Raw genomic sequence first — 25,792 nt, forward strand, 5'->3', positions numbered from 1 at the left:
TCCCTGATCAAATTGGCTACATCCCATGAATTCCCTTATTGCCCAGGCGCAAAGCCGCTTACTCACCCCTGGCGGTCTGGCGACCAGTGACCTTGAACGCGTGTTTTCGCAGTTAATGGGGCCGTCCATCGATGCTGCCGATCTTTATTTTCAGCATTCGCGCAGCGAGGCTTGGGTGCTGGAGGAGGGCATCGTCAAGGACGGCAGTCATTCCATCGAACAGGGCGTGGGTGTGCGGGCGATCAGTGGGGAGAAAACCGGCTTCGCCTATTCCGACGAAATCGTCTTGCCGCAGTTGCTGGAAGCCTCCAAGGCTGCGCGCGCGATTGCACAAGGCGGCAACGGTGCTGGCAAGCCGCTGGCGCTGCATGGTGCCAAGTCGCTCTATCCGGCCATTGATCCGGTCGACAGCCTGCCCAACCCCGACAAGATTGCCGTATTGCGCGAGGTGGATGCCTATGCGCGTGCACGCGATCCGCGCGTCAAGCAGGTGATCGTCAGTCTGAACGCCACTCTCGATATCGTGCTGGTGGCCGCTTCCGATGGCACGCTCGCCGCCGACGTGCGCCCGCTGGTGCGCCTGAGCGTGCAGGTGATTGCCGAGCAGAACGGTCGCCGCGAACAGGGCTATGCCGGTGGCGGCGGTCGCTATGGGTATCGCGAGCTGCTGGAAAACGGTCGCGCCATGGCTTTCGCGGATGAGGCTGTGCGTCAGGCTTTGGTGAACCTCGATGCGGTGGATGCCCCAGCGGGGACCATGACCGTGGTGCTTGGCCCGGGTTGGCCGGGTGTGCTGCTGCATGAGGCCATCGGTCATGGCTTGGAAGGGGATTTCAATCGCAAGGGCAGTTCCGCGTTTGCCGGCCGCATCGGCCAGCGGGTTGCCGCGCCGGGCGTCACGGTCGTGGATGACGGCACCTTGCCGGGACGCCGCGGATCGCTCAGCGTGGACGACGAGGGCACGCTCACCGAATGCACCACACTCATTGAGAACGGCATTCTAAAGGGCTACATGCAGGACAAGCTCAACGCACGGCTGATGGGCATGGCGCCGACCGGCAACGGCCGCCGTGAGTCCTTCGCACAATTGCCGATGCCGCGCATGACCAATACCTACATGCTGGCCGGTCAGCATGATCCGCAGGACATCATCCGTTCGGTCAAGAAGGGCCTGTATGCGGTGAACTTTGGTGGCGGTCAGGTCGACATCACCAACGGCAAGTTCGTGTTCTCCGCCAGCGAGGCGTATCTGATCGAAGACGGCAAGATCACCGCTCCGGTGAAGGGCGCCACGCTGGTTGGCAGTGGCCCGGATGTACTCACACGCGTGTCGATGATCGGCAACGATCTGGCGCTTGATGAAGGTATTGGCGTGTGCGGCAAGGATGGCCAGAGCGTGCCGGTGGGCGTGGGTCAACCCACGCTCCGCGTGGAGAGCATGACAGTAGGTGGTACTGCGTCCTGAATACCCGGTTTGAGTGAGTCTTCGACCCTTGCTGGGTGCGCCGACCTGTATCAATGGGCCTGCGTGTCGTCTTCGGCCAAGCTTTTCAACAACTGAAAAACTTCCCGATACGCACGTGGCGGTTTGTTCGCTTCACGTTCGGTACGCGCCTGGCGAATCAGCGAACGCAGATGCTGGCGATCGATAGTGGGATGTTGATCGATCAATTCCTGCAGTGCGTCCTCGCTTTCCAGCAATTTTTCGCGCAACGCTTCCAGCCGATGCATGGCTGCGGTTTCCTTGCGTTGCTGGTCGCGGTTTTCACCGAGCAGCGCTTTGGCTGCTTCGAAGGCTTCGTCGTCGTGCCGACGCATCACCTTCGCCAGAAAGCCTAACTGGCGTTTGCGCGCGATGTGCGAGGTGATCCGGCGCAGGTTGTCGATTTCGCGCAGTACATCTTCCGGCAGATCGATGCGGGCGAGTTTGCTCGGCGGCAATTCCGACAGTTGCGTGGCGAGCGCCAGTACCGCCAGTGCATCGCGCCGCTGCTGGGTACGGGTCGGGCCGTAGTCGTTGTCGAGGTCGTTGGTGTAAGTGGTGCGATTCACAATCATGACTCGGGACGGATGGCGCCAGGTTGAGCTTCAATCAGGGCAAAACGGGGGATGGGCTCGCCATCCAGTTCCACGCTTTCGGTAAACATGCTGGCGGGCCTTACCCATAGTCCAAAATCGCCGTAAAGCGCCTGGTAGACGACGAGCTTTTCCATCGTTTCGCTATGCCGGGCGGTGCCCAGCACGCGATAGTTCTGGCCTTTGTAGTGACGGTAGATACCCGTGGCTATGGACATCGGCCGCTCCTATGGCAACCTTGTGGATTCAAGCATTGGCAATGGGTCTGGGCGGCCCCATGTCCGCGTATTGTACCCGTTTGTCATCGACAGTCCTTCAGGAAACCTACGTGAGCGAAGTTGCGATCAACCAGGACGCCAGCCGGCGTGAACTCGACCGATTGGCCGGCCTGGCCGAAGACGTGATCCATCGCGCCCGCGCGGCCGGTGCCAGCCAGGCGGAGGTATCGGCCAGCATCGACACGGGCCTCAGCGTCAACGTGCGCCTGGGTGAGGTGGAGACAGTCGAGCATACCCGCGACCGCGGCTTCGGGCTTACCGTGTACTTCGGTCAGCGTAAAGGCTCGGCCAGCACCGCTGACCTGAACGCCGATTCGATTCAGGCCACGCTCGACCAGGCCTGCGCGATTGCCCGCTACACCGAAGAAGACCCAGCAGCCGGCCTGGCGGATGCTTCGCGTATGGCCACACAGTTTCCTGAGCTTGACCTGTGGCATCCCTGGGCCATCGATACCAGCGAGGCGATCGCGCTGGGACAGCAGATCGAAGCGGCCGGACGTGCCCATGCGGGCATCACCAACTCCGACGGCGCCAGCGTGCAGGCCGGCGAGAGCGTGTCGGTCTACGCCAACTCGCATGGCTTTGTCGGGCGCGAGCGCGGCACGCGGCATTCCCTATCGTTGGCGCTGATCACGGGCGATGAGGCTGGCATGCAGCGCGATGGCTGGTACGACAGCGTGCGCAGCGCCCATGACTTCATCAGTGCCAAGGTACTCGGTGACAAGGCGGCAGAACGCACGCTCGCACGTGTCGGTGCACGCCGCTTGTCCACGCGGCAGAGTCCGGTGCTGTTCGCTCCGGAGGTTGCTCGTGGCCTGATTGGCCATCTGATCGGCGCGGTGAGTGGTGGCGCGCTGTACCGTCGCGCCAGCTTCCTGCTCGATCATGCGGGCAAGCAGATCATGCCGGGCTGGTTGAATATCACGGAGCGTCCGCATTTGCTGCGTGGCCAGGGTTCCGGTGCATTCGATGCGGAGGGCGTGGCCACGCGCGATAACGTTCTGGTCGAAAACGGCGTGCTGGCGCGTTACGTCTTGGGTAGCTATTCCGCCCGCAAGCTGGGCCTGGTGTCGACCGGCAATGCCGGCGGCATCCACAATCTGGTGGTCGAATCTGGTCATGCGGATGGCGGTGTGCCCGATGATTTCTTTGGGATGCTCAGGCGCCTGGGCACTGGCTTGCTGGTGACCGAGGTGATGGGGCAGGGCGTGAACACGATCACCGGCGACTATTCGCGTGGCGCCGCCGGTTTCTGGGTGGAAAACGGGGTAATCGCCTATCCCGTGGAAGAGATCACCATTGCCGCCAACCTGCGCGACATGCTGGCGGGTATCCAGGCAGTGGGTAGCGATGTGGACAAGCGTTCGCATCTGCTTACCGGCTCGATTCTGCTGGGTAACATGACGATTGCCGGGGAGTAACAGGGCTACGACGCGTTCACGCCGGGAACTACACAGCCTGCTAGGATGCTTTCAACCGGCACAATACCGACGTTTGCGTGACTTGAAAGGAGGAGATGCATATGAGCGTTCCGCCCGAGTCCGTGGTACCGCCGCCGAGCGATACCAACGATGTCCCGGCCCAGGAGCGCACCTGGGCGATGATGGCCCATCTTTCCGCCTTGCTTGGTGCCTTGGTCAGTTCATCGCATGGTGGGGGCTTTGCGTGCTTCGTGGGTCCGCTGATCATCTGGTTGATCAAGAAGGACAGCATGCCCTTCGTCAACGATCAGGCGAAGGAAGCCCTCAACTTCAATCTCAGTGTGGCCATTGCCACGTTAGTTCTGGTGGTGTTATCGGCCATTACCTTCGGTATCGGCCTGGTCATCGCGATTCCAATGTGGGTGGTGATTGGCGTGGGTTGGCTGGTGTTGACCATCATGGCCGCAGTAAAGGCGAATGATGGTGTGCGCTACCGTTATCCCTTCACGTTGAGGTTGATCAAGTAGCCATGTCTCGGGGCACTTGACGTGCTTGATGGGTGAGTTGAGCATCTGTTGTACTGTCTGCTATTCGCCATTTCCCTATGGCAATGAGCGTTTCGGTATTCCGTACCGCGACGCGTTGCGCTTTGAATGGATGATCAAGGAATTTTCGGAAACAGCGTCATGAGTGAAACGTGGGTGGAAGTGGGAGCGCGCTCGGAGCTGCTGCCTGGCGAATTCAAAGTGGTCTGGGATGGTGATACCGCTATTGCCATATTCAATGTCGACGGTGATCTGTATGCAGTGGAAGACATCTGCACCCATGACGGTGGCGAACTGGCGGGTGGCGACTTGATCGGTTTCGAAGTGGAGTGCCCGCGTCACGGTGCACGTTTCGACCTGCGCACGGGGCAACCAACCTGCCCTCCGGCTTACGAGCCGATCCATCGCTTTCCCGTGCGTGAAAGCGATGGCTTGATCTGGACGCGCGACGATCGTTACTAAAAAATGTTGACGAAGATTTCATCGTTGAATTGATACATCGCAGCATATGATTTCGATGTGCGAAGAGAGTGTGATGTTGCCCACATGGTGGGGTGCCATGTGATTTTTTACACGAAGGGAAGCGTCGGTCACTGACGTGCACGGAGGACGTGCTGACGCTGTGGCTGCGAGTATGTCGCGAGTCGGAAGTAATAAATCAGTTCGAATGTGCTGGTCGCAGGCATTAACGCGGCTGGTGAAATTGCGTAATTCATAAAGCAAGCCGCGTTTATTCATGGCGTATCAGGCCGTGACAGATGAGCTTTGCCATCGCAAGGAGATAGCGCAATGAACCTCGAGCCAGAGATATCGCTGCTATTGACCACCGCCCAACGTGGATTGTGGGTGGGCCAAAAAATCGGTGCAGCGGATGCCACCTTGAACATTGCCGAGATGCTGGAGATCTGCGGCCCGGTACAGCCGGCTATTTTCATGCAGGCGTTACGGCAGGTCACGCGTGAGGCGGAGACCTTGCGCGTAGGTGTCGTGGAGCATCGCGGCCAGCCGAGGCAGTTCGTGCGGGCCGTTTACAACGGCGATTTTCCCTATCTGGATGTGAGCCAAGAGGCCGATCCCCGCGCTGCGGCCGAGGTGTGGATGCTGGAAGAATTGAGCCGTCCCGTCGACCTGGCCAACGATCCCTTGTTTGTCAGTGCGTTGTTCAAGGCCGCAGACAATCGTTATTACTGGTATCAACGCGCACACCACATCGTCTACGACGGCTACAGCGGTGGCCTGATCGCGCGCCGGCTGGCTGAGCTTTACACGGCGTACATGGAAGGACGCGAGCCTGAACCCTGTGAGTTTGGTCCGCTGAAGGCGTTGCTAGAAGCCGAGGCGAACTATCGCGATTCGAGCCGCTTTCATCGGGATCGTGAATTCTGGCAGGAAAAACTTGCGGGTCTGCCCGAGGCAGTGTCGCTCGCACGAGGAACCCACCGAGGCAGCATGGGTGGCTTGCGGCGAAGCACGGGGTACTTCTCTATCGCCACCGTGGAACGTCTGCGTGAGTTGGGTAAGCAGACAGCCACCAGTCTTCCGCAAATGCTGATCGCGCTGGTGGCGGCATATTATCATCGCGCCACAGGTGCTCATGACCTTGTCATGGGTATGCCGGTATCGGCACGCATGAGTGCGCGGTTACGTAGTTGCCCCGGCATGGTCGCAAATGCCGTAGCAATCCGCCTCAGCTTTACGCCGGGCATGACGGCGGTCGATCTGTTTGCGCAGGTCGCGCAGGCAGTAAGGCAGACATTGCGGCATCAGCAATACCGTTACGAAGATGTTCGGAAGGATGTTGGTCTGGTTACTAAAGGCCAGCATCTTGCCTGGTTGGGCGTGAATATCGAACCCTTCGACTATCAACTAAGTTTCGCAGGTTCTCCCGCCATTTCACACAATGTGTCGAATGGATCAGCCGAGGACTTGACGGTATTTGTTTACGATCGGGGTGATGGCAGCGAATTGCGCTTCGACTTTGACGCCAATCCTGCCCTCTACAGCATGTCGGAGTTGGATGAGCACCGCCGCAGACTCGTGCTGCTCGTCGAAGCGGTGCTGGCTGATCCGTCCCAAGCACTACAGGAGATCGATGTGCTTGGCGCTGACGAGCGCCACCGGCTGCTGCACGAATGGAATGCAACGGAAGCGCCACTTTCGTTGAACAGCCTTCCTGCTCTGGTTGCAGCTCAGGCAGCCTTGAATCCGAATGCCTTGGCGCTGATTTTTGAGGGTACTGTCGTAACCTACCAGGAGCTGCACGAGCGAAGCGTAAAGCAAGCCAAGCAGTTTATCGCCGATGGGGTTCTCCCTGGTGACATCGTTGCCGTCATGCTTCCACGTAACGAACAGTGGATCGTTGTACTTCTGGCCATCATGCGCGCAGGCGCGGCTTATCTTCCCATCGACCCGAACGGACCGCGGGAACGCATCGCCATGATGTTGAGAGACGCATCGCCCATTGCCTTGGTCGCTACGTGCGAATTTTGCGAGCAATTTGCGCTTGGTGGAATGATGGCTTTACATCCCGAGAAACTGGATGTGTCATCGGAGGCGGTGCCAGACGAGCCCGATTTCGTCGGCGCCGATGCGACCGCTTATGTGCTTTACACCTCCGGCTCGACGGGCAAGCCAAAAGGTGTTGAGGTGACACATCGCAATCTTGCTAATTTCCTGCAAGGCATGCGGGCGCCCTTAGGGTTGCAGGCCAGCGACCGTTTCCTGGCCGTGACGACCATGACGTTTGATATCGCTGTGTTGGAGGTTCTCTTTCCTTTGACGGTTGGCGCTTGCGTAATCATGGCGGGAAGCGAAGCGGTTCGTACGCCTCCTGCATTGGCTCGAATGATCCGTCAGCATCGCGTAACGTACATGCAAGCCACCCCTTCGTTCTGGCAGGTGCTGCTGGCAAGTTCGGACCTGGATTTGAGTCAGGTGAACGTGCTGGTGGGTGGTGAAGCACTTAATGCCGAGTTGGCCAGGCAGCTCAAGCATCGCGCTGCGCGTGTCATTCAATGCTATGGGCCGACCGAAACGACGGTATGGTCCACGGTATTTGAACTTGATGCTGAGGACGGTGTTGATGCTCCATCGATTGGCCGTCCCATCCTCAATACCCGGCTCTATGTTCTCGACGCCAACCAGCAACCCGTGCTGACCGGCGCGATAGGTGAGCTGTATATCGCCGGTGCGGGTGTGGCGAAGGGTTATTTGCATCATCACAAGCTCACCGAGGCGCGTTTCCTTGCTGATCCTTTCACGGGCGATGGCACTCGCATGTATCGCACCGGCGATCGGGTGTACTGGAACGATCAGGGACTGCTTCACTTCGTCGGCCGTGCCGATGGCCAGGTGAAAATCCGGGGCCATCGCGTCGAATTGGGTGAAATCGAATATCAGCTCGCGCGACATGCCGCGATTGCTGAATCAGCAGTAGCCGTGCATGGTGAGGAAGGTGGCGCCTGCGCACTCGCTGGCTACGTGGTGATGCGGCCGGGTATGCATGCCGACGCACACGTGCTGCGCCAGCATTTGGCGAAGTTCCTGCCCGACTACATGATTCCCGCACAGCTCATCGTGCTCGATACCATGCCATTGACATCCAGTGGCAAGCTCGATCGCAGGGCGTTGCCAGTGCCTGTGCGTTCCAGCGAAAAGGTGTATGCCGACCCGGTGACCGAGATTGAAATCAAACTTGTCGCGCTATGGCAGCGGGTGTTGGGTGTGGAGCGTATCGGGCGGCATGACAATTTCTTCCAGCTCGGCGGCGATTCGCTCAAGGCAGCAGAAATGGTTGCGCTCTTTCCCGAACATTTTGGCAAAGAATTACCGCTGGCAACGCTGTTTGAGGCTTCTACCCTTGGCGACCTGGCCGCTAATCTGCAGCGGGTGGAAATCGGCAGCGATCCACTCGGCATGCTGCTGCCGCTGCGGATGGCGCGACGCGAACGTCCGCTGTTCTGCATTCATCCGGCAGTGGGTTTGAGCTGGGGCTATGCAGGTCTGCTACGTTATCTGGACGACGAACTGCCGGTGTACGGACTGCAAGTGCGTGGCTTGCGCGGTGAGGCGCCGCTACCTGAAAGCATCGGGGAGATGGCGGCGGATTATCTGGCACAGATGCGGCGAATCCAGCCGGAAGGCCCCTATCGCATACTGGGATGGTCCCTGGGAGGCTTGATCGCGCACGAAGCGGCGGCGCAATTGCAGTATGCGGGCGAGCAGGTGGAATTCCTTGCTTTGCTGGATGCATATCCGTTCGTCATCGATAGTGCACAGGCAGAAGCCAACCCGCCGCATGAGATCCGGTCGATCCTTCGCTTCCTCGGTTTCCATCATCACGCCATGGAAAATCCACCCGCGGACTTCGTCGCGCTCACCGATCTGCTGTGCAAGGAATACAAGGTATTCGATATGCCCCTGGTGCAGGAAATCGCCCGCAAGGATCCACGTCTGATTGAGCACGTCTCCGCTGTCACACTCAACAACCTGATGTTGGCGCGCAAGCACGTGCCGCGGCGGATCGACGCTGACGTGATGTTCCTTAACGCGACGATCAAAGAGGAGGTCGACCTGAGCAGTCAGCTTCATGACAAGCCCGAAGCTTGGCGTCCCTATGTCGATGGCTGGCTGGATGTGCACGACGTGGCTTGTCATCACCAGGCGATGCTGGACCCCGAACATGCCGTGCATATCGGCAAACGGGTGATGCAGCGGCTGCATGCGCTGCAATCCATTCGCGTTCCCGCTGCTGATGGCGAGCCAACGATGGATGCTGGCACGCCACTTGGGGGGAGCTTGGCCTATGCGTGACAGCATCGCCCAAGGTGCTCCCATCGTCATTTTCACCATCGGTACACAGGGTGATATCCGGCCTTGTGTGGCGTTGGGTGTTGGCCTGCGGCGTGTAGGTTATCCGGTGCGCATTGTCACCAGCGACAATTTTGAAAGCATGGTGCGCTCCACAGGGCTAGACTTTTCGCCGCTGACCGCCAATTTCCAGAGCTTGCTCGATTCCAACCGCGAGATCACTGAGCAAGGCTTGAACATGGTGGCCATGGCGCGCATCTCGCGAGGCTTCTACAGCGAGTGGGCTACGCACTGGGCGCGTGAAGGAATGGCCGCGGCAGAGGGTGCTGGCTTGCTGATTGGCGTGGCCAACAGCACGCTGCTGGCCAAGGCGGTGGCGGAGGCGCGCGGCATTCCCTTTGTCGCCGCGCAGTTGCAACCGCTGACGCCATCGCGCCTCATGCCGCCGTTGGTGTTGTCGGGCGCAGGTAGGTTGCCGCAGGCTTTTAACATGCCCCTGTACAACGTGCTGCGTCTGCTGGTGTGGCATGTGATGAAGCCAGCCATTAACGACATCGTGCGTCCGCAGCTTGGCTTGCCACGTTATCCGTGGTACGGGCCTTATTTTCGCAACGGGCATCACCGCGTGGTGTACGGTTTCAGCCGGCATGTGGTGCCGCGCCCCGCGGATTGGCCGGCTACCGCGCAAATCGCTGGTTACTGGTTTCTGGACCAACCCGATTGGCAGCCCTCTGCGGCTTTGCGGCATTTTCTCGACGATGGCCCCAAGCCGATTTATGTCGGCTTCGGCAGCATGGTCAGTGCGCAAACCAAACATTTTACCACAACTGTTCTCGATGGTATTCGCAAGAGTGGTCAGCGTGCCGTGCTTGCCACAGGTTGGGGCGCCCTCGCGGGCGGGGAAGGGGAGCAGGACGGCCATATCTTTTTTACCCGCGATGCTCCACATGATTGGCTGTTTCCACGCATGTCCGCGACCATCCATCATGGCGGAGCAGGCACTACCGCTGCGGCCGTGCGCGCAGGCATTCCCTCAGTGATCGTGCCTTTCTATGGCGACCAACCGTTCTGGGCGCGCTGTTTGCAGCGCCAGGGTGTTGCACCGCCTACCGTTGACCGGCGTAGCATGGATGCCGAAACATTCGCTGCTGCCATCACCATGGCGATGCAAGAGCCCATGCGGGATTCGGCTGCGGCGTTGGGTCAAAAGGTGCGTGCGGAGAATGGTGTGGCACGGGCGATTGCTTGTTTACAAGGATGGGGATTGGTGACGCCGGACGTAGGTTGGGGTGCAAACCCCAACATGGCCGTGTCAATGTGAACTAAACAGGTTGGGGTTTACACCCCAACCTACACCCGAACATGGTGAGTTTTCATCGATGGAAACCTTTGGCCTTATCTTTGTGCTCTATTACCCCACTGAAGCATTCGTGGGCAATCTTCATAAGGCAATGGCGCTATGTCGGCACGTTATAGCCGTCGATAATTCGTCCGAGAAAAATCACGATCTTCACGAGTCACTGCGACAATCCGGCGCCACCGTCATCTTCAATCACAACCAAGGTGGCCTTGCTGGTGCCTACAACCGAGGTGCCGAGTTGCTGCTGGAGCAGGGTTGCGAAGTGATTTTTCTGCTCGATCAGGATTCGCTTATCGAAGAGCAGTTTTTCCTGAAAATGATGCAAGCATGCGCGGGGCTTGCCGCCGACAAATTCATCGTGGGACCGAAAGTCTATGAGATCAATTTGCAGCGATGCATGCCGGTAACGCCGCCGGGGAAAAAATTCCCCAAACCGTTCCGCATTGACAACGAAACGGATGGCCTGTTTCCCACGCTCTTCGTGATCTCATCTGGATCGGCCATATCCGCACAGGTGTACCGTACGCTGGGCGCCTTCAGGGAGGATTATTTCATTGAATGTATCGACGTCGAATACGGTCTGCGTGCGACGAGTTCGGGCATACCGGTTTATATGAATGCTGCGGTGACTATGCGTCAAACCACGGGGCGCATTGAGCGGCACGGCAAGTTGTTTACCACCAACCACGCCGCATGGCGACGCTATTACGGTACACGCAATGCTGTTCATTCATTAAGGCTGTACCGGTCGAAATGGTCGTTGCATTGGCTGAGTGGCCTATTGGCTATCCATTGGGCATTTTGCGTCGTGCTGTTCGAGCCGCAGAAGTTGCGCAAGCTTGTCGCGATGGTTGCCGGTTACGTGGATGGACGGTTCGGCATGTTAGGTACCTTCGAGAGCAGACACCCAAGGATCGCTGCATTCTGCAAACGGCCCGCGCGTGAACCGATCATCATCCGCAACCATTCGTCAGCAACCGTTGAATAGAAAGCATGAAGCAGAAGCTTTCCACCGTGGAGCATCTGATCGATGGCAATATCACCTGCCTGGTCAGTGTGGATGGTTGCCTTTCCTTGGGTCGACTTCGCTGCGCACTCGATCGGGTGCAGCGCAAACATCCCGCATTGCGGGCGCTGATCCGCCAAGAGAACGGTGAACTCTACTACGAGGCGGATACGGCAGGGCCCATTCCTTTGCGCCTTGTCGAAATAAGGTCGGACGATGATGGCGCCAGAGAACGCGAGGCCGAGCTGACGGTGCCTATTCCACATTATCAGCCGCAGTTGCGTGTTGTCTGGATGAGATCGGGGCCGGTCAACGAATTGCTTGTCACGACCTCGCATCGCATCTGCGATGGCATGAGTGTGCTTATCTTGGTCAGGGAGATATTGAAGTCGGTCTATAGCGATGAGACCCTGGTTCCTTATCCGCCCTTGACCCTTCACAACATCATTGGCGATTTGCGTGATGAGGGTCTACTCAAGCGGCAACGTGCGGCGCGCTTCATCAATACGGCGGTCTCGCTGGTTCCAGGCTCCCGGAAGCGGGTGGAAAACAAAGAAATTTACCGGGAATGGAGTGCCAGCCAAGGCTTGTCGGCGACGTTAAAGCAGCGCTGCAAGCTGGAGGGCGTATCCATGCATACGGCCTTGCTGGCAGTGCTGGACAAAGCATTGCATGCGACGTTTGGCAGGCAGGCCCCGGCTTGGATAGATAGCCCTTTCGATGGGCGGCGAGGGCGACTGTCCATGATCAAGAGCGATATGCTGTTTTTCAGCGGGGGCAGTTTCAAGATCAAGACGGGGCAGAATGATACGACGGATTTCTGGACCAGGGCGCGCGAGATCCACGAAGAAGTTCAGCTGAAGATAGAGCAGGAGCTGGTCAATATCCCCAGGAAACATCAGCTCTTTGAAATGATCAAAGTGCCTTCCGCGCGCAAGATGCGATCGATCGTCCGGTTGCAGAATGTCTTGCGCGGCCGCGGCAACCGAAGGGTATTTTCATTTTCCAATCTCGGCAATATTCACGTGCTGGACGAAGATGCGCCCTTTGCGTTGAAGGATTTTCGCCTGTTTGTGCATTCATTCGTGGTGAGGCTTTTGGGCATCATGGCTTATTCGCTGCATGGCCAGCTGCGTTTCATTTATCTGGGTGACGAAAAATGTTTGAGCCATGCCGATATCGACGCGCTGCAACGGCAATTCATGACGTTGCTTGAAACGCATGCAGGGCAGCATGCGTTAGTTTCAGAGCCACATCATCGAAACTGGCAACGATAGCTACCAGTTCCGACACCATGCTGCCGACTATTACGTGTAACCGGGAGGTGGATCCTTTCTTTGCCTACGTGCTGGATCATAAATATCAATTCCATGTTGGTCATGCTTGCTTGTGCGCGCAATCCGCTCCTCGCTAACTACCGCTCGATCAGTGCCTTCTCTCTTTCCATCGAAAAACTTTACTCCGCTAATAGGGGAAAAACGTGGTTGCACATTGTTCCTTTCACGGTTCGGCTCTTCCCTGTCAGGTCCATGGCTACTAGTGAAGGGATGGGCTACGTAGCTTGCATTTTCGTCATCAGGGCGAGGCTGTTCGGGGCGGTTTTCTATAGCTGATGCATCATTAAAAAACTCGTACGAACTAGATTCATCTAGTTCCTCAAAACTACACTTACCATCAATTTTGCTACTGCCATTCGATACGAATGCCACGTTCTTGAGAAGGGATTTATCAAACGGCACATTGGATATATGGCACCCATCGTATGTGGTATCGTGTTGACATGTATTCGTCATGTTAGAGTCAAATAAGTCGCAGCCTGTCAGAGTGGTATTGTGAAGTTCGCTCCCCGAAAAGGTTGATTCAGATATCGATACACCGTGAAATTTACAATTCTCTAGCTTTGCGTTTCCAAAATCCGCTTCTTCCAGGCAGACATTCGAAAGTTCAAGGCCATTTAAGTGCGAGCCGTTGAAATTAGCTCCTTTGAAAGACACATCATTGAAATCAAGGGCGCTCACAAAATCAACCATCTTTGCGCTTTCTTCAGGACCTTTCGAGGCCATGGATCTAATAAACGCAGGAATTGGTAGAGCTTCCCTTTCTTTAGGGGTTAGCTCCGTATTGATCTTTCGTATATACATTTCCTTCAAGATCGGATCTTGGATCGAAGCAAGGGTGGTTAATCCCTCCAGTTTCGATGCTTGGTTAGCCAAAGATGTGCTAACCCTATCATATGCATTTCTTGCGTCTTGACGCGAAACTGATTGATGATTCTGATCATGCCCATATCGCGGAGTGTTATATTTGCAGGCGAGTGATGTTTCCATGTTTGCATACCTTATCTATAGTTTTTTCTTTACAGTCGGGTTGAATGGGTATTATTCATCATGCGGTATGTAAGGATGCCCTATGTAAGAATGCCCATTGACATTATTTAGAATAGGCTAGGCGATCTAACATCGGGTAATCACCTGAACTGATTCCGTGATCTCTTTCGGCCAGCCTCCCTCGAATGGGTCACGGCGATCCTCATGGTGCTGCTGATGCCGCATCGACCGATCGACGGCAAGCGTGAAACACGCTGCGGCAAGGCAGGCGGCGTTCGTCGCCAACCTGAAGGTTGCTGTTAGTTGGCATTTAACGCTCGCGCACCATCGCCTTCCTCGCAAGCGTCTGCAAAGGCGATGGTGGGATCATGGGGTACTCGTGGTTACGCTATGCGCTGAGTCTAAGGACGTGTCAGCCCGAACTTCACCACCACGCGCTGCCCGATGCGTAACGGAGTCGCGGGCTGCTGATCGAACGCCAGCACGCATTCCACCGTGCGGGTATTGGCACGCACCTGAGGGTCGTCTTCAAGCGTGCTGGCGCCGAATACATTGCCGACGCGCAGCACGTGGGCTTTCAGTGGCGCTATGCCGCTGCCGCTGTCGTCATCCACTTCCGCGTTCATGCCATCGTGCACGAGGCCGACGAAGGATTCGTTGAGTTCGGCGCGTACGATGCGCGGTGCGTCGGGCAGCACTAAGAAAATGGGCCCCGCGTCGGGCGCAACGGATGCACCCGGTTGCACCATGCGCTGCACGATTTGTCCGTCGATCGGGGCATGCAGGCTGCGCAGCCCAAGTTGATAGCGCGTCACGGCCACTTTCTGCGCGGCCAACGCTGCGTTGGCGTGTGCATTGTCCAGTTCAGCCTGCACTCGTTGTGCTGCTTCGCGCGCATCGTCTGCGCTCTGCACATCCCCTGCGCCAGCTTTTGCGGCCTGGTCGATGCGAGAGGCGCGCAGGTCGGCGGTTTTTACGCGCTCTTCAAGCGCGGCGACCTGGGTGGTTGCCTGTTGTTGTTCGGCTAGTGCGGAATCCACGGCCAGCTTGGCTGGCGCTAGATCAAGCTGGGCCAGCAATTGGCCTTTTTGCACGTGCTCACCTTCGTGTGCATCGACACTCTGCATGATGCCGTCGGCAGGCATGGTGAGTTTGAGCAGGCCGCCCTCGATATCGATGCGTCCGCGTGCGATAGCTGCATAAGCTGGGGGTACCGCGCTGCTGGTCGCCGGTGCGTCGTCATGCGAACAGGCGACCAGCAGTGCAGCCGCGAGCAAGGCGAGCGGGAGGCGAGGGTAACGCGGGTTCATGCAGAAGGCTCCTTGGCCTCGGATGTGTTGGTAGGCGAGGTGCCCGGAACATGGTCGCTCAGAATCCGGCCGTCTTCCATCGTCAGTACGCGGTCGGCATGACCGGCCAGGCGTGGGTCGTGACTGACGCACAGCACGGTGGTGCCATGATGGCGGGCAATGCGATGCAGGATGTCGATCACGATCTGCCCGTTTGCGGCATCCAGCGCGCTGGTCGGTTCGTCGGCAAACAGCAGTTGGGGTTGCTTGGCCAAGGCGCGCGCGATAGCTACGCGCTGTTTTTCGCCGCCGGAGAGTTCGGTTGGTCGCAGGGTCATGCGCGGGCCCAGCCCCACTTCTTCCAGCGAATCGATCGCTCGGTTGCGCGCCATGCTTTTACCCAGGCCCATGTAAGTCAGTGGTAGTTCCACCTGTTCCAGCGCGGAAAGCGCGGGGAACAGGTTGAATCCCTGAAACACAAAACCGGTGTGTTGCAGGCGGAAATACTCCAGCGCATGGATGCTCAATCCGCTCAGTTCGTGCCCCAGCGCACGCACGCTTCCGCTATCGGCAGGCTGCAAGCCACTCAGGATGGCTAGCAGAGTGCTTTTGCCGCAGCCGGAAGGGCCGGAAATCAGGGTCAGTTCGCTGGCGCGGACCTCCAGGGTCAGGTCATGCAGCACCGTGCTTTCAATGCGGCCGGACATGAATGTCTTGCGCACATGGCGGGCTTGCAACGTCGGCGTTGCATCGGTCGAGGTTTGGATTGCCGCTGACATGTTCACCTCAGCAGGCTTGCTGGATCGGCGCGGCGCAGACTGCGCATGGCGGCCAGGCCGGACACGATGGCCAGCGCCATGCTCAGCGCCAAGCATGCGGCGGCGGTCAACGGATGCAGCTCCATGGGCACACTGCGGTTGCGCGCAATGACCAGTAGCACGATGCAGATCAAGACACTGCACACAATACCCAGCAAGCCGACCCAGAAGGCCTGTTCCATGATCACTTTGCGCAATGCACCGCGGCCGACGCCGAGTGCGTTCAAGGTGGCGTATTCGCGGATGGAGCCGATCACTGCGGCAATCAGGGTTTGGCTGGTAATCACCGCGCCAACCAGGAACACGATGCCTGCGAGGAACAGCACGCCGGCACCCGCACCGGTATCGAGCATCCAATAGAGCTGCGAGCGACGCGCGAAATTTTTGGCCGTCCAAACGGTGTAAGGCCCGAATTGATCCGAGCCGTTCAGGCGTTTGGCAACCCTTTTCGCTTTGGACGGATCATGCAGTTTGGCAACGAAGTACGTCATCATGCCGGCGTCTTCGGGCGCGATGTCGAGCACGCGTGCCGTATCCAGCGATGAAACGATATTCACGCCGCCCAGGGCACGCAGGCCGCTGCTTACGCCGACCACGCGCACACGCTGTCCGTTGATGGCTGCCGTATCACCGATGGTTACTCCGAGACTGTCCAAATCTGCCTTGTCGACAATCACCGCGCCGGGTTCGTTCAGCCTGGCGCGCAAAGCCGGGGGCAAGGCTTTGGAAAACATCATGGCGTCCGGGCTGGGATCGATACCGGAAACGAACACCGACACGCCGCCGGTGTCGCGCGGGCCGCGCCAGTCCGCATCCACCCAACGAAACGGTTCCACCCGGGTGACGTCAGGGTCCATGCGAAGGCGCATCGCTACGTCTTCACTGATCGGCCGGCCGAGGTTCACGCTTTGCGTGCCCGGATAACCGGCCCACAAATCGGCAGACGAACCGGTGATGTAGACACTGGCGCTGCCGAAAATGCCCAACACCAGGGCAGCCTGCAGCAACTGCAAGAGACTGGCGAAACCGACTGCCAGAATGGCCGGCAGAAAGCGGCGCCATTCGTGCACGAGGGTTTTGCGTGCGAGGGCGACCATTAGTGCGAAGTGCCTGAATGCGACTCCTGCCCTTGTGGGCAGGGTCGAGAGTCAATGTGGATGACGTCATGCATCAGCGAACGTCCTTGCGTTCGTAATCGGCCGTCACATCGACAGGCGGCAGTGGTGCACCACCCAGTGCTTTGTACAGCGAGACATAGGCCAGATCGCGTTGGGCGCGCGCCGATACCAGTTCAATCCGTGCATTCTGTTGGGCGATCAGCGCATCCTGCAGTTCCAGTGCGCTGCTTAGGCCAAGGCTGTGGCGCTTGTCGAGCGCCGTGGTGTTGCCGTCGAGCGCCTGCACGACTTGCTGTGCCGCCGTTTCGCGCAGATGCAATTGTTGCAGGTCACCCATCGCGGTCTCGGTTTCAGCCACACCTTGCAGCACGGCCTGCCGGTAGGCGTAAACAGATGCTTGCAGTTCGTGATTCTTGGCGTGCGCCTGGGCGATGCGCATGCCCCAGTCGAACAGGGGCATATCCACCACTGGGCCAGCGGAGAAAATGCCTTCGCCGGAACGGATGGCATGGTGGTGGTGCAGAAGGGTCAGCGACCAATCGAGCGAGCTGCCCAGACCAATGTGCGGATAGATATCCGCGTGGCTGATGCCGGCTTCGCCCGCCGCGCGCAGCACGTCGGCTTCAGCGCGGGCGATCTCCGGGCGCGTACGCAGCAGGTCGGCTGGCGTACGGGTCATCTGCCAGTCGCCCAGTTGCGGCTGGGCACCGCTTTCCAGCCAGCCGGGATCCGGCTCGGGTTGGCCCAGCAGTACGGCAAGCTGCTGGGCGTTAGCGTTGATGGCACGTTGTGGATCGCTGAGTGCCATTTCTGAACGCGCCAGTTCTGCTTGCGACTGGGCTACTTCGATGGGCGACACCAGCTTCAGGTTTTCCCGCACCTGCAGTAGCTGCAGTTTTTCGCTATGGGTGTCGCGTATGGTGGTCAGCAGTCGCGCCTGTTCTTGCGCTGTGCGCAGTTCCACCCAGCACCGCACCACCTCGGCCACCAGCGTTACGTAGGTGCTTTGCAGTTGGACGTGTGCCGCATCCAGCGTGCCGTTGGCGGTGCGATGGGTACTTTTCAAGGCGCCAAAGAGGGGCAATTCCCACAGTGCATCGAAGCCGACAATGAAGTAGGAGGCGCTCGCATTGGGGTCGATCACCTGGTTCGTATCGGCCTTCAGGCTGGGTAGGTACTTGTCGGTAGCGTGCTTATACAGCGTGCGCGCCGCAATCACATGTTCGGTGGCTGCGGCCACATCCAGGTTGTTTTCCAGCGCCCGCTGCACCAGCGCGTTCAAGCCAGGGTCGTTGAACGCCAGCCACCAATGTTGCAGGTCAGGCTGCGCCAGGTTCGGTGCTGAAACGGCCATATTGCGCCAGGTCCGCGGTACCGGAGGCTTGAGCTCTGGCAAGGGGGCGGCGCTGCAGCCTGCCAGCATGGTCAGCACCAGCGCAGGGAGCAAGCGGGGCAGGCCCCTCATAGGAAGGAATTTGCGCAAGGTGAGATTGGGCACGGGCTGGGACCGTTACAAGGGCGTGCAAGCAACTGTAAGCATAGCCGGTCGAGCCAAAGATTTGGCTTACTTACAGCAGGCTTGCATCCCTAGAGCCTGTCGTCATGAGGTGTTGAAATATGGTTAACTACCCGCCATGGAATCTTGCTGGATGGAATCCTCTGTGACTGCGGCCTATCGACGCCATGACATCTCCGATGAAAAATGGGGTTTGCTTGAACCCCATTTGCCGGGTCAAGCGGGCCGATGGGGGCGTGTAGCCAAAGATAATCGGCAATTCATCAACGCAGTGTTCTGGATACTTCGCACCGGAGCGCTGTGGCGAGATTTACCACCCGAGTACGGCGATTGGAAGAATACCCATCGGCGCTTTTGTCGCTGGCGCGATAACGGCACATGGGAAGGTCTGTTGGAACGTGTGATGGATGAGCCGGACTTTGAGTGGCTGATGATCGATGCCAGTCACTGCAAGGTTCATCCTCATGCAGCGGGAGCTCGTGGCGGCAATCAGGGCATAGGTCTCACAAAAGGGGGCGCAACACCAAGATACATTTGGCCGTGGATGCGCATGGTATGCCAGTCCGAATTCTTGTTACAGAGGGTACCCGGGCAGATTGTTCGCAGGCCGCGGAACTGATCAAAGACATTCCTGCTGAGCATCTCATGGCCGACAAAGGTTATGACAGTGATGCCATTGTTGAGCAGGCTCATGAGCAAGGCATGCAGGCGCATATTCCGCCACGTAAAAACCGAAAAGAGCCGCGCGACTACGACACGTACCTGTATCGTCATCGCCACCTGGTTGAGAATGCGTTTTTGTACCTGAAACAGTGGCGTGGTGTGGCGACACGCTACGCGAAGAATCTGTCCTCTTTCCTTGCCGCTGTGCAAATTCGCTGCCTCGTCATGTGGCTCAGAATCTTATGACGACATGCTCTAGTGTGGTGTCTCACAAGTAACGCGAACAAATTCCGGCGTCTTTCGCCACGATCCTGCGTTGCTCGTCGTCGCCATAGTGCCCAGGATGACTCCTCCTCGCGCCTTGGCTCGCAACGACATCCACTCGGAATTCATTCACGTTACTTGCGAGACACCACACTAGAAAGGGGACCGAAAGGGGCGGGCCGCAAAGATGTCGCACACCTGATGCTGTATCTGATGCTGGAGTGGTTTGCGCGTGACTGCCTGGAACATTCTCTGCGATTTCGACGGCACCATTTCCGTTGAGGACGTGATCGACTCGTTGCTGGACCGTTTCGGGCGCTCCGGATGGGAAGCACTGGAGCAAGATTGGCGTGCTGGCCGCATCGGTTCGCGCGAATGCATGAGTGGGCAGGTAGCCTTGCTCGACATGCGCAAGGAAGCGTTGGATTCGCATCTGGATGGCCTGTGGATCGACCATGCCTTCCCTGCCTTCGTGGCCCGCTGCGCAGAGCTGCGGACGCCAATCCGGGTGGTCAGCGATGGCCTGGATTACGCCATTCATCGCATCCTTGGCCGCTACGGCCTGGGCAATCTTCCGGTGGCTGCCAATCACCTGACGCCGGCCACGCCACCGCGCCAGTGGCAGCTCACCTCACCATTCCAGGCGGACGGTTGTCGCAGTGGCACCTGCAAGTGCGCGTGTGTGGCGCAGGCACGCAACGGCGGCGGTAAGACATTGTTGATCGGCGATGGCGCTTCCGACTTTTGCGCGGCTGATCGTGTTGATTTCGTGTTCGCCAAGCATCGCCTGATCGAGCATTGTCGTGCCGCGGGTATTCCGTATGTGCCGATCACCGGTTTTGAAGATGCGCTGGAACTGCTGCCGCGTCTGCTCGATGGCAGCTTGCTGGCCGAGCATGAGCAGCCGGTGTTGCCGGCGGTTTCCAATTTCTGATTTTCGACTACGCGATACGACTCGCAGTTCCGTAATGTTGCCCGTCATCCTGGCGAAGGCCGGGACGACGGTGGGGAGCAAGGAAATGCTTCACATCAACAAGGTTTCTCTTTCCACTTCTTTTCTTCTTGGTATCTCTCCGATGAATGCCTACGATCCCAACGCCCTGGTGGGCGTGATCCCCGACGAGCAACTGCTCGCTGACGAAGCCCAATGGAGTTCCTTCGGCGACACCGTGCATTACGTCGATCCGCCGAAGATCTTCCGCCATGGCGAAGGCAGCTACATGTACGACACGGCCGGCGTTCCGTTCCTCGATCTGCAGATGTGGTACTCGGCGGTCAATTTCGGTTACGGCAACAAGCGTCTCAACGATACGCTGAAGCGCCAGATCGACGTGCTGCCGCAGGTCGCGAGCCAGTACCTGCACCAGACGCGCATCGAGTTGGCCAAGACCATCGCCGTCGACGCGCAGCAGAAGTTCGGCTTGAAGGGCCGCGTGCACTTCAACGTCGGCGGTGCGCAGGCGGTGGAAGATTCACTGAAGCTGGTGCGTAACTACAAGAATGGCAAGAGCCTGATGTTCGCCTTTGAAGGCGGTTATCACGGCCGGACGTTGGGTGCTTCCTCGATCACGTCCAGCTACCGCTACCGCCGTCGCTTCGGCCATTTCGGCGAGCGTGCGATGTTTATCCCGTTCCCATACCCGTTCCGCCGCCCGAAGGGCATGACGCCGGAAGAATATTCCGATGCCTGCGTACGTCAGTTCGAGCGCCTGTTCGAAACCGAATACAACGGCGTGTGGGACCCCAAGGTCAACCAGGCCGAATACGCCGCTTTCTATGTGGAGCCGATCCAGGGCACCGGAGGTTACGTCGTGCCTCCGCGCAATTTCTTCAAAGACCTCAAGAAAGTGCTCGACAAGTACGGCATCCTGATGGTGGTCGACGAAATCCAGATGGGTTTCTGGCGCACCGGCAAGCTGTGGTCGATCGAACACTTCGGCGTGACGCCCGACATCATCGTGTTCGGCAAAGCCCTTACCAACGGCCTCAATCCGCTCTCAGGCTTGTGGGCGCGCGAGGAGATGATCAATCCGACCATCTTCCCGCCAGGCTCCACCCATTCCACCTTCAACTCCAACCCGCTCGGCACCTCGCTGGGTTTGGAAGTGATCAAGATGGGTTACGAGCTGGATTACGAGACCAGCGTCGCCAAGAAGGGAGCGCATTTCCTCGAAGCGCTGAAAGATCTGCAGAAGCGCCACAAGGAAATCGGTGACGTAGATGGTTTGGGCCTGGCCCTGCGCGCCGAAATCTGCACTGACGACGGGTTCACGCCGAACAAGGCACTGTTGGACAAGATGGTCGACATCGGCCTGGCTGGGGATCTGGAACACAACGGCAAGAAGATCGGCCTCGTGCTCGATGTGGGTGGTTGGTACAAGAACGTGATCACGTTTGCGCCGTCGCTGGACATCACGCACGAAGAGATCGATCTGGCCATTGCCTTGCTTGATCAGTTGATCACCAAGGCGAAGAAGGCGATGTGATGTGGCGGTCGCTCCCTCTGCCCGTTGGGCAGAGGGAGCGATGCTTGCGGTGTGCTCTATCAACGATACAAACCAACGCTTTTTGTCGATATTCCCATGCAGGGGACCTGGCAAAGCCGGCGGCGCGCAAGCGCCGCCGTTTTTTTGTGCGCCAGGCATGGCGCGTAGCGCCGTGACTGGTGCTGTTTGTCTCGCTGTGGTGGCGAGAGGAACGACTAACCTGGTGAAAGTCCGGAACCTGTCCGGCAAGGGGAAGGGGCTAGCCGAACAGCAAGGGAATCCTCCGCGAGGGGCGCCTGAAGGAAGCGGCAGGCAACATGCGGGTCTGACGAACAGGAAGCGGATAGAGGCGGCGTAGCGGGGTGATGCGGTCCAAAAGGCCAAAGTCCCAAACTTGCACGGAACGCTACAACGTAGATCCGACAGACATATAGTTCATGTCCTACGGAATGTTCTCCTTATATCCAATCTTAAGCCTACAAAGATATGGATGTTTGACTTCATTAAGAATGGAATAAGCCTTCACTACTTTATCGATTTGATTTCGTAACGTGTCTGCATTGACGGGCGCGGCGTTTTGCCTTGTTCCGACGGGGCGCTTGTCGCATCACCACCTCGCCTCATTCACCTGTTTGCACGATCACCCGAGCGTGCAGCAGAGGAGTGTGTCCGAAAAATAAATCCAGCCTGACAGGAGATGCATGATGAAAACGATCCAAAGCAAGCTTGACGTTGACAGTAGTCTGGGCACCGCTTGCGGACAAATCCGGGGAGGCAGGAAAGCCACGGAACGCTTGAGGGTGCTGGCCATCGCTACCCTCATGATGGGTGGCGGTACATCTGGTGCATTGTCGGCCACTGAATCGTGCACGATCGCCGATGGAAAGGAAGGTGTGGCGGATGTATCCGGTTTTTGCGCTGCAGCCGGTGCAGACACCGAAGGTAAGGCCAACAAACGGTCGGCTGATTCGGTTTCGATAACCGCCTTGCTACCTACCGATCCCGTGAATCTTGGTCAATTGACTTCGCTGGTGACCGCATTGGGTGGAGGAGCCACCATCAATACGACCACTGGCGCCGTGACCGGCCCGACTTACACCCTTGCCAACGGCGGCAAGCAGGTAACGGTGGGTGGTGCACTGGTCGCGCTGGACGATGCGTTGACGAGCGCCAACACTCAGCTTGCTTCCAAGTTGGATGGCGTCTACCTGAAGATCAATGGCACCACTGCCTCCACGGCCACCGGCAGCAACGCGATCGCGATGGGCGACGGTGCGTTGTCGAACAGTAGCGGCACGGGCGAAGGCAATATCGCTATCGGTGCCAGTGCAAAGTTCAATAACAGCGGCGATGGCGCGATAGTTTTGGGGCGTAACGCCACCGTGCAAGGACCGATAGGCAATCTCAGTGTCACCGGCGCGGGCTCCATGGCCTTGGGCGATGGCGCGAATGTCTACGGCAATCAGGCGCTAGCCATCGGTGCCGGCGCATCGGTGGCGCATTCGGGGAACATTGCCATCGGCAGCGGCGCGTCGTCGGCAGGCGTCGATTCGTCGATGGCTCTCGGCGCGAATGCTTCATCCTTGCAAAACTACGCGGTCGCATTGGGTTCCAGCACCGTGGCGGATCGGCAATACACCGTCTCCGTTGGCAGTGCGGCGACCGATGGCACGGGCTTCACGCGTCAGATCGTGAATGTCCGCGCCGGCACGCAGGCCAACGATGCGGTGAATCTCAGCCAGTTGTCGCCGATCGTCGCTACCTTGGGTGGTGGCGCTTCGGTCGACGCAACCACCGGTGTGGTGACCGGTCCCACCTATACGCTGGCCAATGGCGGCAAGCAGACATCGATCGGTGGTGCGCTGTCGGCTATCGATGGTGCGTTATCGGCCACCAATACCAATGTGACGGGTCTGGGCGGCCGTGTGACAATCAACGAAAACAGCATGAATGCGCTCAACATCGATGTGACGAATCTCGACAGTCGCGTGGCCGTCAATGAGGGCAATCTTGTTACGCTCAACGCCGACCTGACCAACCTGGATGGTCGCGTGACGGTCAACGAAGGCGATATTGCTTTGCTTCAGCAGCAACTTGGCGATGGATCAGTGGGCCTGGTCCAGCAGGACATCGCGACCGGCCGGATCACAGTGGCTGCCTCGAATCACGGCGGCGCCGTCGATTTCACCGGCGCAGACGGGGCACGCACGCTGACCGGTATTGCCGCAGGTGAGATATCCGATAGCAGTGTCGATGCCGTGAATGGCTCGCAATTGAGCGCCACCGCTCAGCAGGTGCAGAAAAACAGCACGGATATCGACGCCGTCAACACAAGTGTCAACAGCCTCGACGGCCGCGTGACGGCCAGCGAAAACAACATCCATACGCTCAACACCAGCGTGACCAACCTGGATGGCCGCGTCACCACCAATGAAGGCAGCATCACCTGGCTGCAGCAACAGGTCAACAGTGGCAGCATTGGCCTGGTACAGCAGGATGCCAGCACTGGCAACGTGACGCTTGCCGCGGCAAGTGGCGGTCCATCGATCAATGTCGCAGGCACGGATGGTCTGCGCGTGCTGACGGGTGTCGCCAACGGCGCCAACGATAGCGATGTCGTCACCCTTTCCCAGCTTAAATCGGTAGGGTTGGTCGATCCGAGCGGCCAGTCGATCGCTGCATTGGTCTACGACGACATGAGGCAAGCGACAGCCACGCTAGGCGGCGACAGCGGTACCTTGATTCGCCAACTCGCCGCGGGTGACGTGGCTGCAGGCAGCATGGATGCCATCAACGGTAGCCAGTTGTTCGAGACGCAGCAGCAAGTGCAAAGCCAGTTTGATTCGCTCAATGGCCAGTTCAGTGACATCAGCACCCAGGTCGCCAACTTGAACCAGCGCGTGGGTGGCATCGAGCAAGGCAGTGCCGATGGCAATGTTGGCGATCCGGCCGCCGGCGGTGTCTCGTCGGGCTCCGGCAGCAATAGCCTCGTTGCGGGTAACAATGCGAACGCTTCTGGCAGCAACAGTACGGCGGTAGGCAACGATGCCAGCGCCGCAGGTGATAACAGCACGGCCATCGGCAACGCAGCCCTGGCAGCGGGTAGCAACAGCACCGCCAATGGCAGTAACGCACAAGCCATCGGGGACAACAGCACTGCCCACGGTGCCAACGCGGTGGCGTCCGGCAATGGCAGCATCGCCGTGGGCGAAGGCGCGTTGGCATCGGGTGAAACCAGCACCGCGCTGGGCGCCAGCGCCAACGCTTCCGGCAACAACGCGGTAGCGCTTGGCGCAGGTTCGGTGGCTGACCGCGACAACACGGTATCCGTCGGTTCGGTGGGCAATGAACGACAGGTCACCAACGTGGCGGCAGGCACCGAGCGCACCGACGCCGCCAACTGGGGGCAGGTGCAGGATGCCGTGAGCGGCGTGCAGGATTGGGCCAACCAACGCTTCAACCAATTGGACCGCCGGGTGAACCGTATCGGTGCAATGAGTGCGGCGTATGGGCAGATGGCTTTTAGTGCGCAAGGTCTGCAAACAGCAAACAAGGTGGGCGTGGGCGTCGGTGCACAAGGTGGTCAGTCCGCTATCGCGGTGGGCTATTCACGCCAGCTCAAGCCGAATCTGAATGTCTCTTTTGGCGGTTCGGCGACGGGGAGCGACGTATCGGTGGGCGCGGGTATGTCGCTGGGCTGGTGATCGCGCAAGCGAGATGTTTTTTCTGGCCGGCGTCTTCGGATGCTGGCTTTTTATGTGGCGCCTCTTATGGAGCATCCGATTGGGGCACAATAGACGGATTGTGCACCGCGAG

The 25,792-nt window shown here is 58.6% G+C and carries 18 protein-coding genes and 1 pseudogene; 12 read left to right on the forward strand and 7 right to left on the reverse strand.

The genetic code is table 11. The features are described from left to right. Positions 1-25: 25 nt before the first annotated feature. Entirely contained in the window at positions 26-1,465 is a 1,440-nt protein-coding gene (gene tldD, locus EO087_RS15480; RefSeq protein ID WP_128899646.1) for a metalloprotease TldD, read from the forward strand. A 50-nt stretch (positions 1,466-1,515) separates the two neighbouring features. On the opposite strand, the gene yjgA is transcribed toward tldD, so the two are convergent. Both yjgA and EO087_RS15490 read right to left on the reverse strand, forming a co-directional pair. After that, positions 1,516-2,058, reverse strand: a complete 543-nt coding sequence (yjgA, locus tag EO087_RS15485; protein WP_128899647.1) for a ribosome biogenesis factor YjgA — start codon at positions 2,056-2,058, stop codon at positions 1,516-1,518. Then, a complete protein-coding gene (locus tag EO087_RS15490) occupies positions 2,055-2,294 on the reverse strand; it encodes a DUF1653 domain-containing protein (protein WP_128899648.1) in 240 nt (79 codons plus the stop codon). The genes yjgA and EO087_RS15490 overlap by 4 nt, the downstream gene beginning before the upstream one ends. Positions 2,295-2,404: 110 nt before the next feature. Between EO087_RS15490 and pmbA the strand changes: the two genes are divergently transcribed. The 7 genes from pmbA (at position 2,405) to EO087_RS15530 (ending at position 12,772) form a co-directional block, all read left to right on the forward strand. Further along, complete coding sequence (gene pmbA / locus EO087_RS15495) at positions 2,405-3,775, forward strand: metalloprotease PmbA (protein WP_128899649.1); 1,371 nt, start codon at positions 2,405-2,407, stop codon at positions 3,773-3,775. Between the two features lie 101 nt (positions 3,776-3,876). Next, positions 3,877-4,302, forward strand: a complete 426-nt coding sequence (locus EO087_RS15500) for a DUF4870 domain-containing protein (protein WP_128899650.1) — start codon at positions 3,877-3,879, stop codon at positions 4,300-4,302. Between the two features lie 159 nt (positions 4,303-4,461). Next, a complete protein-coding gene (locus tag EO087_RS15510) occupies positions 4,462-4,782 on the forward strand; it encodes a non-heme iron oxygenase ferredoxin subunit (RefSeq protein WP_128899651.1) in 321 nt (106 codons plus the stop codon). 327 nt (positions 4,783-5,109) lie between these two features. Further along, positions 5,110-9,132 carry a non-ribosomal peptide synthetase gene (locus EO087_RS15515; RefSeq protein ID WP_128899652.1) on the forward strand — a complete coding sequence of 1,341 codons (4,023 nt, stop codon included), beginning with the start codon at positions 5,110-5,112 and terminating at the stop codon, positions 9,130-9,132. Next, positions 9,125-10,450: a glycosyltransferase gene (locus tag EO087_RS15520; protein ID WP_240669077.1), complete on the forward strand. Its 1,326-nt coding sequence runs from the start codon at positions 9,125-9,127 to the stop codon at positions 10,448-10,450. The genes EO087_RS15515 and EO087_RS15520 overlap by 8 nt, the downstream gene beginning before the upstream one ends. A 58-nt stretch (positions 10,451-10,508) precedes the next feature. Then, positions 10,509-11,477, forward strand: a complete 969-nt coding sequence (locus EO087_RS15525) for a glycosyltransferase (RefSeq protein WP_128899653.1) — start codon at positions 10,509-10,511, stop codon at positions 11,475-11,477. A 5-nt stretch (positions 11,478-11,482) separates the two neighbouring features. After that, positions 11,483-12,772, forward strand: coding sequence for a condensation domain-containing protein (locus tag EO087_RS15530; RefSeq protein ID WP_128899654.1), 1,290 nt, complete (start codon positions 11,483-11,485; stop codon positions 12,770-12,772). 30 nt (positions 12,773-12,802) lie between these two features. On the opposite strand, the gene EO087_RS15535 is transcribed toward EO087_RS15530, so the two are convergent. The 5 genes from EO087_RS15535 to EO087_RS15555 all read right to left on the reverse strand — a co-directional run bounded on the left by EO087_RS15535 (position 12,803) and on the right by EO087_RS15555 (position 18,512). After that, positions 12,803-13,822 (reverse strand): pentapeptide repeat-containing protein, encoded by a 1,020-nt coding sequence (locus EO087_RS15535; RefSeq protein WP_128899655.1) that lies wholly within the window; start codon positions 13,820-13,822, stop codon positions 12,803-12,805. 401 nt (positions 13,823-14,223) lie between these two features. Next, positions 14,224-15,132 (reverse strand): HlyD family efflux transporter periplasmic adaptor subunit, encoded by a 909-nt coding sequence (locus EO087_RS15540; protein ID WP_128899656.1) that lies wholly within the window; start codon positions 15,130-15,132, stop codon positions 14,224-14,226. Continuing rightward, complete coding sequence (locus tag EO087_RS15545; protein ID WP_128899657.1) at positions 15,129-15,890, reverse strand: ABC transporter ATP-binding protein; 762 nt, start codon at positions 15,888-15,890, stop codon at positions 15,129-15,131. The genes EO087_RS15540 and EO087_RS15545 overlap by 4 nt, the downstream gene beginning before the upstream one ends. 2 nt (positions 15,891-15,892) lie before the next feature. After that, a complete protein-coding gene (locus tag EO087_RS15550; protein ID WP_128899658.1) occupies positions 15,893-17,026 on the reverse strand; it encodes an ABC transporter permease in 1,134 nt (377 codons plus the stop codon). 73 nt (positions 17,027-17,099) lie between these two features. Next, complete coding sequence (locus EO087_RS15555; protein WP_128899659.1) at positions 17,100-18,512, reverse strand: TolC family protein; 1,413 nt, start codon at positions 18,510-18,512, stop codon at positions 17,100-17,102. A 184-nt stretch (positions 18,513-18,696) separates the two neighbouring features. Here EO087_RS15555 and EO087_RS15560 point away from each other — a divergent pair. The 4 genes and pseudogenes from EO087_RS15560 to EO087_RS15575 all read left to right on the forward strand — a co-directional run bounded on the left by EO087_RS15560 (position 18,697) and on the right by EO087_RS15575 (position 25,680). Further along, positions 18,697-19,472, forward strand: a pseudogene (locus tag EO087_RS15560) (IS5 family transposase). A gap of 244 nt (positions 19,473-19,716) precedes the next feature. Beyond that, positions 19,717-20,424 carry an HAD-IB family phosphatase gene (locus EO087_RS15565; protein ID WP_128899660.1) on the forward strand — a complete coding sequence of 236 codons (708 nt, stop codon included), beginning with the start codon at positions 19,717-19,719 and terminating at the stop codon, positions 20,422-20,424. Between the two features lie 142 nt (positions 20,425-20,566). Further along, a complete protein-coding gene (locus EO087_RS15570; protein WP_128899988.1) occupies positions 20,567-21,976 on the forward strand; it encodes an aminotransferase class III-fold pyridoxal phosphate-dependent enzyme in 1,410 nt (469 codons plus the stop codon). 701 nt (positions 21,977-22,677) lie between these two features. Further along, positions 22,678-25,680, forward strand: coding sequence for a YadA-like family protein (locus EO087_RS15575; protein WP_128899661.1), 3,003 nt, complete (start codon positions 22,678-22,680; stop codon positions 25,678-25,680). Positions 25,681-25,792: the final 112 nt, after the last annotated feature.

The sequence above is a fragment of the Dyella sp. M7H15-1 genome (genome assembly GCF_004114615.1).
Taxonomy (GTDB): Bacteria; Pseudomonadota; Gammaproteobacteria; order Xanthomonadales; family Rhodanobacteraceae; genus Dyella_B.

What these genes read in the sequence shown, in the direction of transcription:
- tldD (WP_128899646.1), top strand. Translation starts at nt 26, where the DNA reads ATGAATTCCCTTATTGCCCAGGCGCAAAGCCGCTTACTCACCCCTGGC.
- yjgA (WP_128899647.1), bottom strand. Translation starts at nt 2,058, where the DNA reads ATGATTGTGAATCGCACCACTTACACCAACGACCTCGACAACGACTAC.
- EO087_RS15490 (WP_128899648.1), bottom strand. Translation starts at nt 2,294, where the DNA reads ATGTCCATAGCCACGGGTATCTACCGTCACTACAAAGGCCAGAACTAT.
- EO087_RS15500 (WP_128899650.1), top strand. Translation starts at nt 3,877, where the DNA reads ATGAGCGTTCCGCCCGAGTCCGTGGTACCGCCGCCGAGCGATACCAAC.
- EO087_RS15510 (WP_128899651.1), top strand. Translation starts at nt 4,462, where the DNA reads ATGAGTGAAACGTGGGTGGAAGTGGGAGCGCGCTCGGAGCTGCTGCCT.
- EO087_RS15515 (WP_128899652.1), top strand. Translation starts at nt 5,110, where the DNA reads ATGAACCTCGAGCCAGAGATATCGCTGCTATTGACCACCGCCCAACGT.
- EO087_RS15520 (WP_240669077.1), top strand. Translation starts at nt 9,125, where the DNA reads ATGCGTGACAGCATCGCCCAAGGTGCTCCCATCGTCATTTTCACCATC.
- EO087_RS15525 (WP_128899653.1), top strand. Translation starts at nt 10,509, where the DNA reads ATGGAAACCTTTGGCCTTATCTTTGTGCTCTATTACCCCACTGAAGCA.
- EO087_RS15530 (WP_128899654.1), top strand. Translation starts at nt 11,483, where the DNA reads ATGAAGCAGAAGCTTTCCACCGTGGAGCATCTGATCGATGGCAATATC.
- EO087_RS15535 (WP_128899655.1), bottom strand. Translation starts at nt 13,822, where the DNA reads ATGGAAACATCACTCGCCTGCAAATATAACACTCCGCGATATGGGCAT.
- EO087_RS15540 (WP_128899656.1), bottom strand. Translation starts at nt 15,132, where the DNA reads ATGAACCCGCGTTACCCTCGCCTCCCGCTCGCCTTGCTCGCGGCTGCA.
- EO087_RS15545 (WP_128899657.1), bottom strand. Translation starts at nt 15,890, where the DNA reads ATGTCAGCGGCAATCCAAACCTCGACCGATGCAACGCCGACGTTGCAA.
- EO087_RS15550 (WP_128899658.1), bottom strand. Translation starts at nt 17,026, where the DNA reads ATGGTCGCCCTCGCACGCAAAACCCTCGTGCACGAATGGCGCCGCTTT.
- EO087_RS15555 (WP_128899659.1), bottom strand. Translation starts at nt 18,512, where the DNA reads ATGAGGGGCCTGCCCCGCTTGCTCCCTGCGCTGGTGCTGACCATGCTG.
- EO087_RS15570 (WP_128899988.1), top strand. Translation starts at nt 20,567, where the DNA reads ATGAATGCCTACGATCCCAACGCCCTGGTGGGCGTGATCCCCGACGAG.
- EO087_RS15575 (WP_128899661.1), top strand. Translation starts at nt 22,678, where the DNA reads ATGATGAAAACGATCCAAAGCAAGCTTGACGTTGACAGTAGTCTGGGC.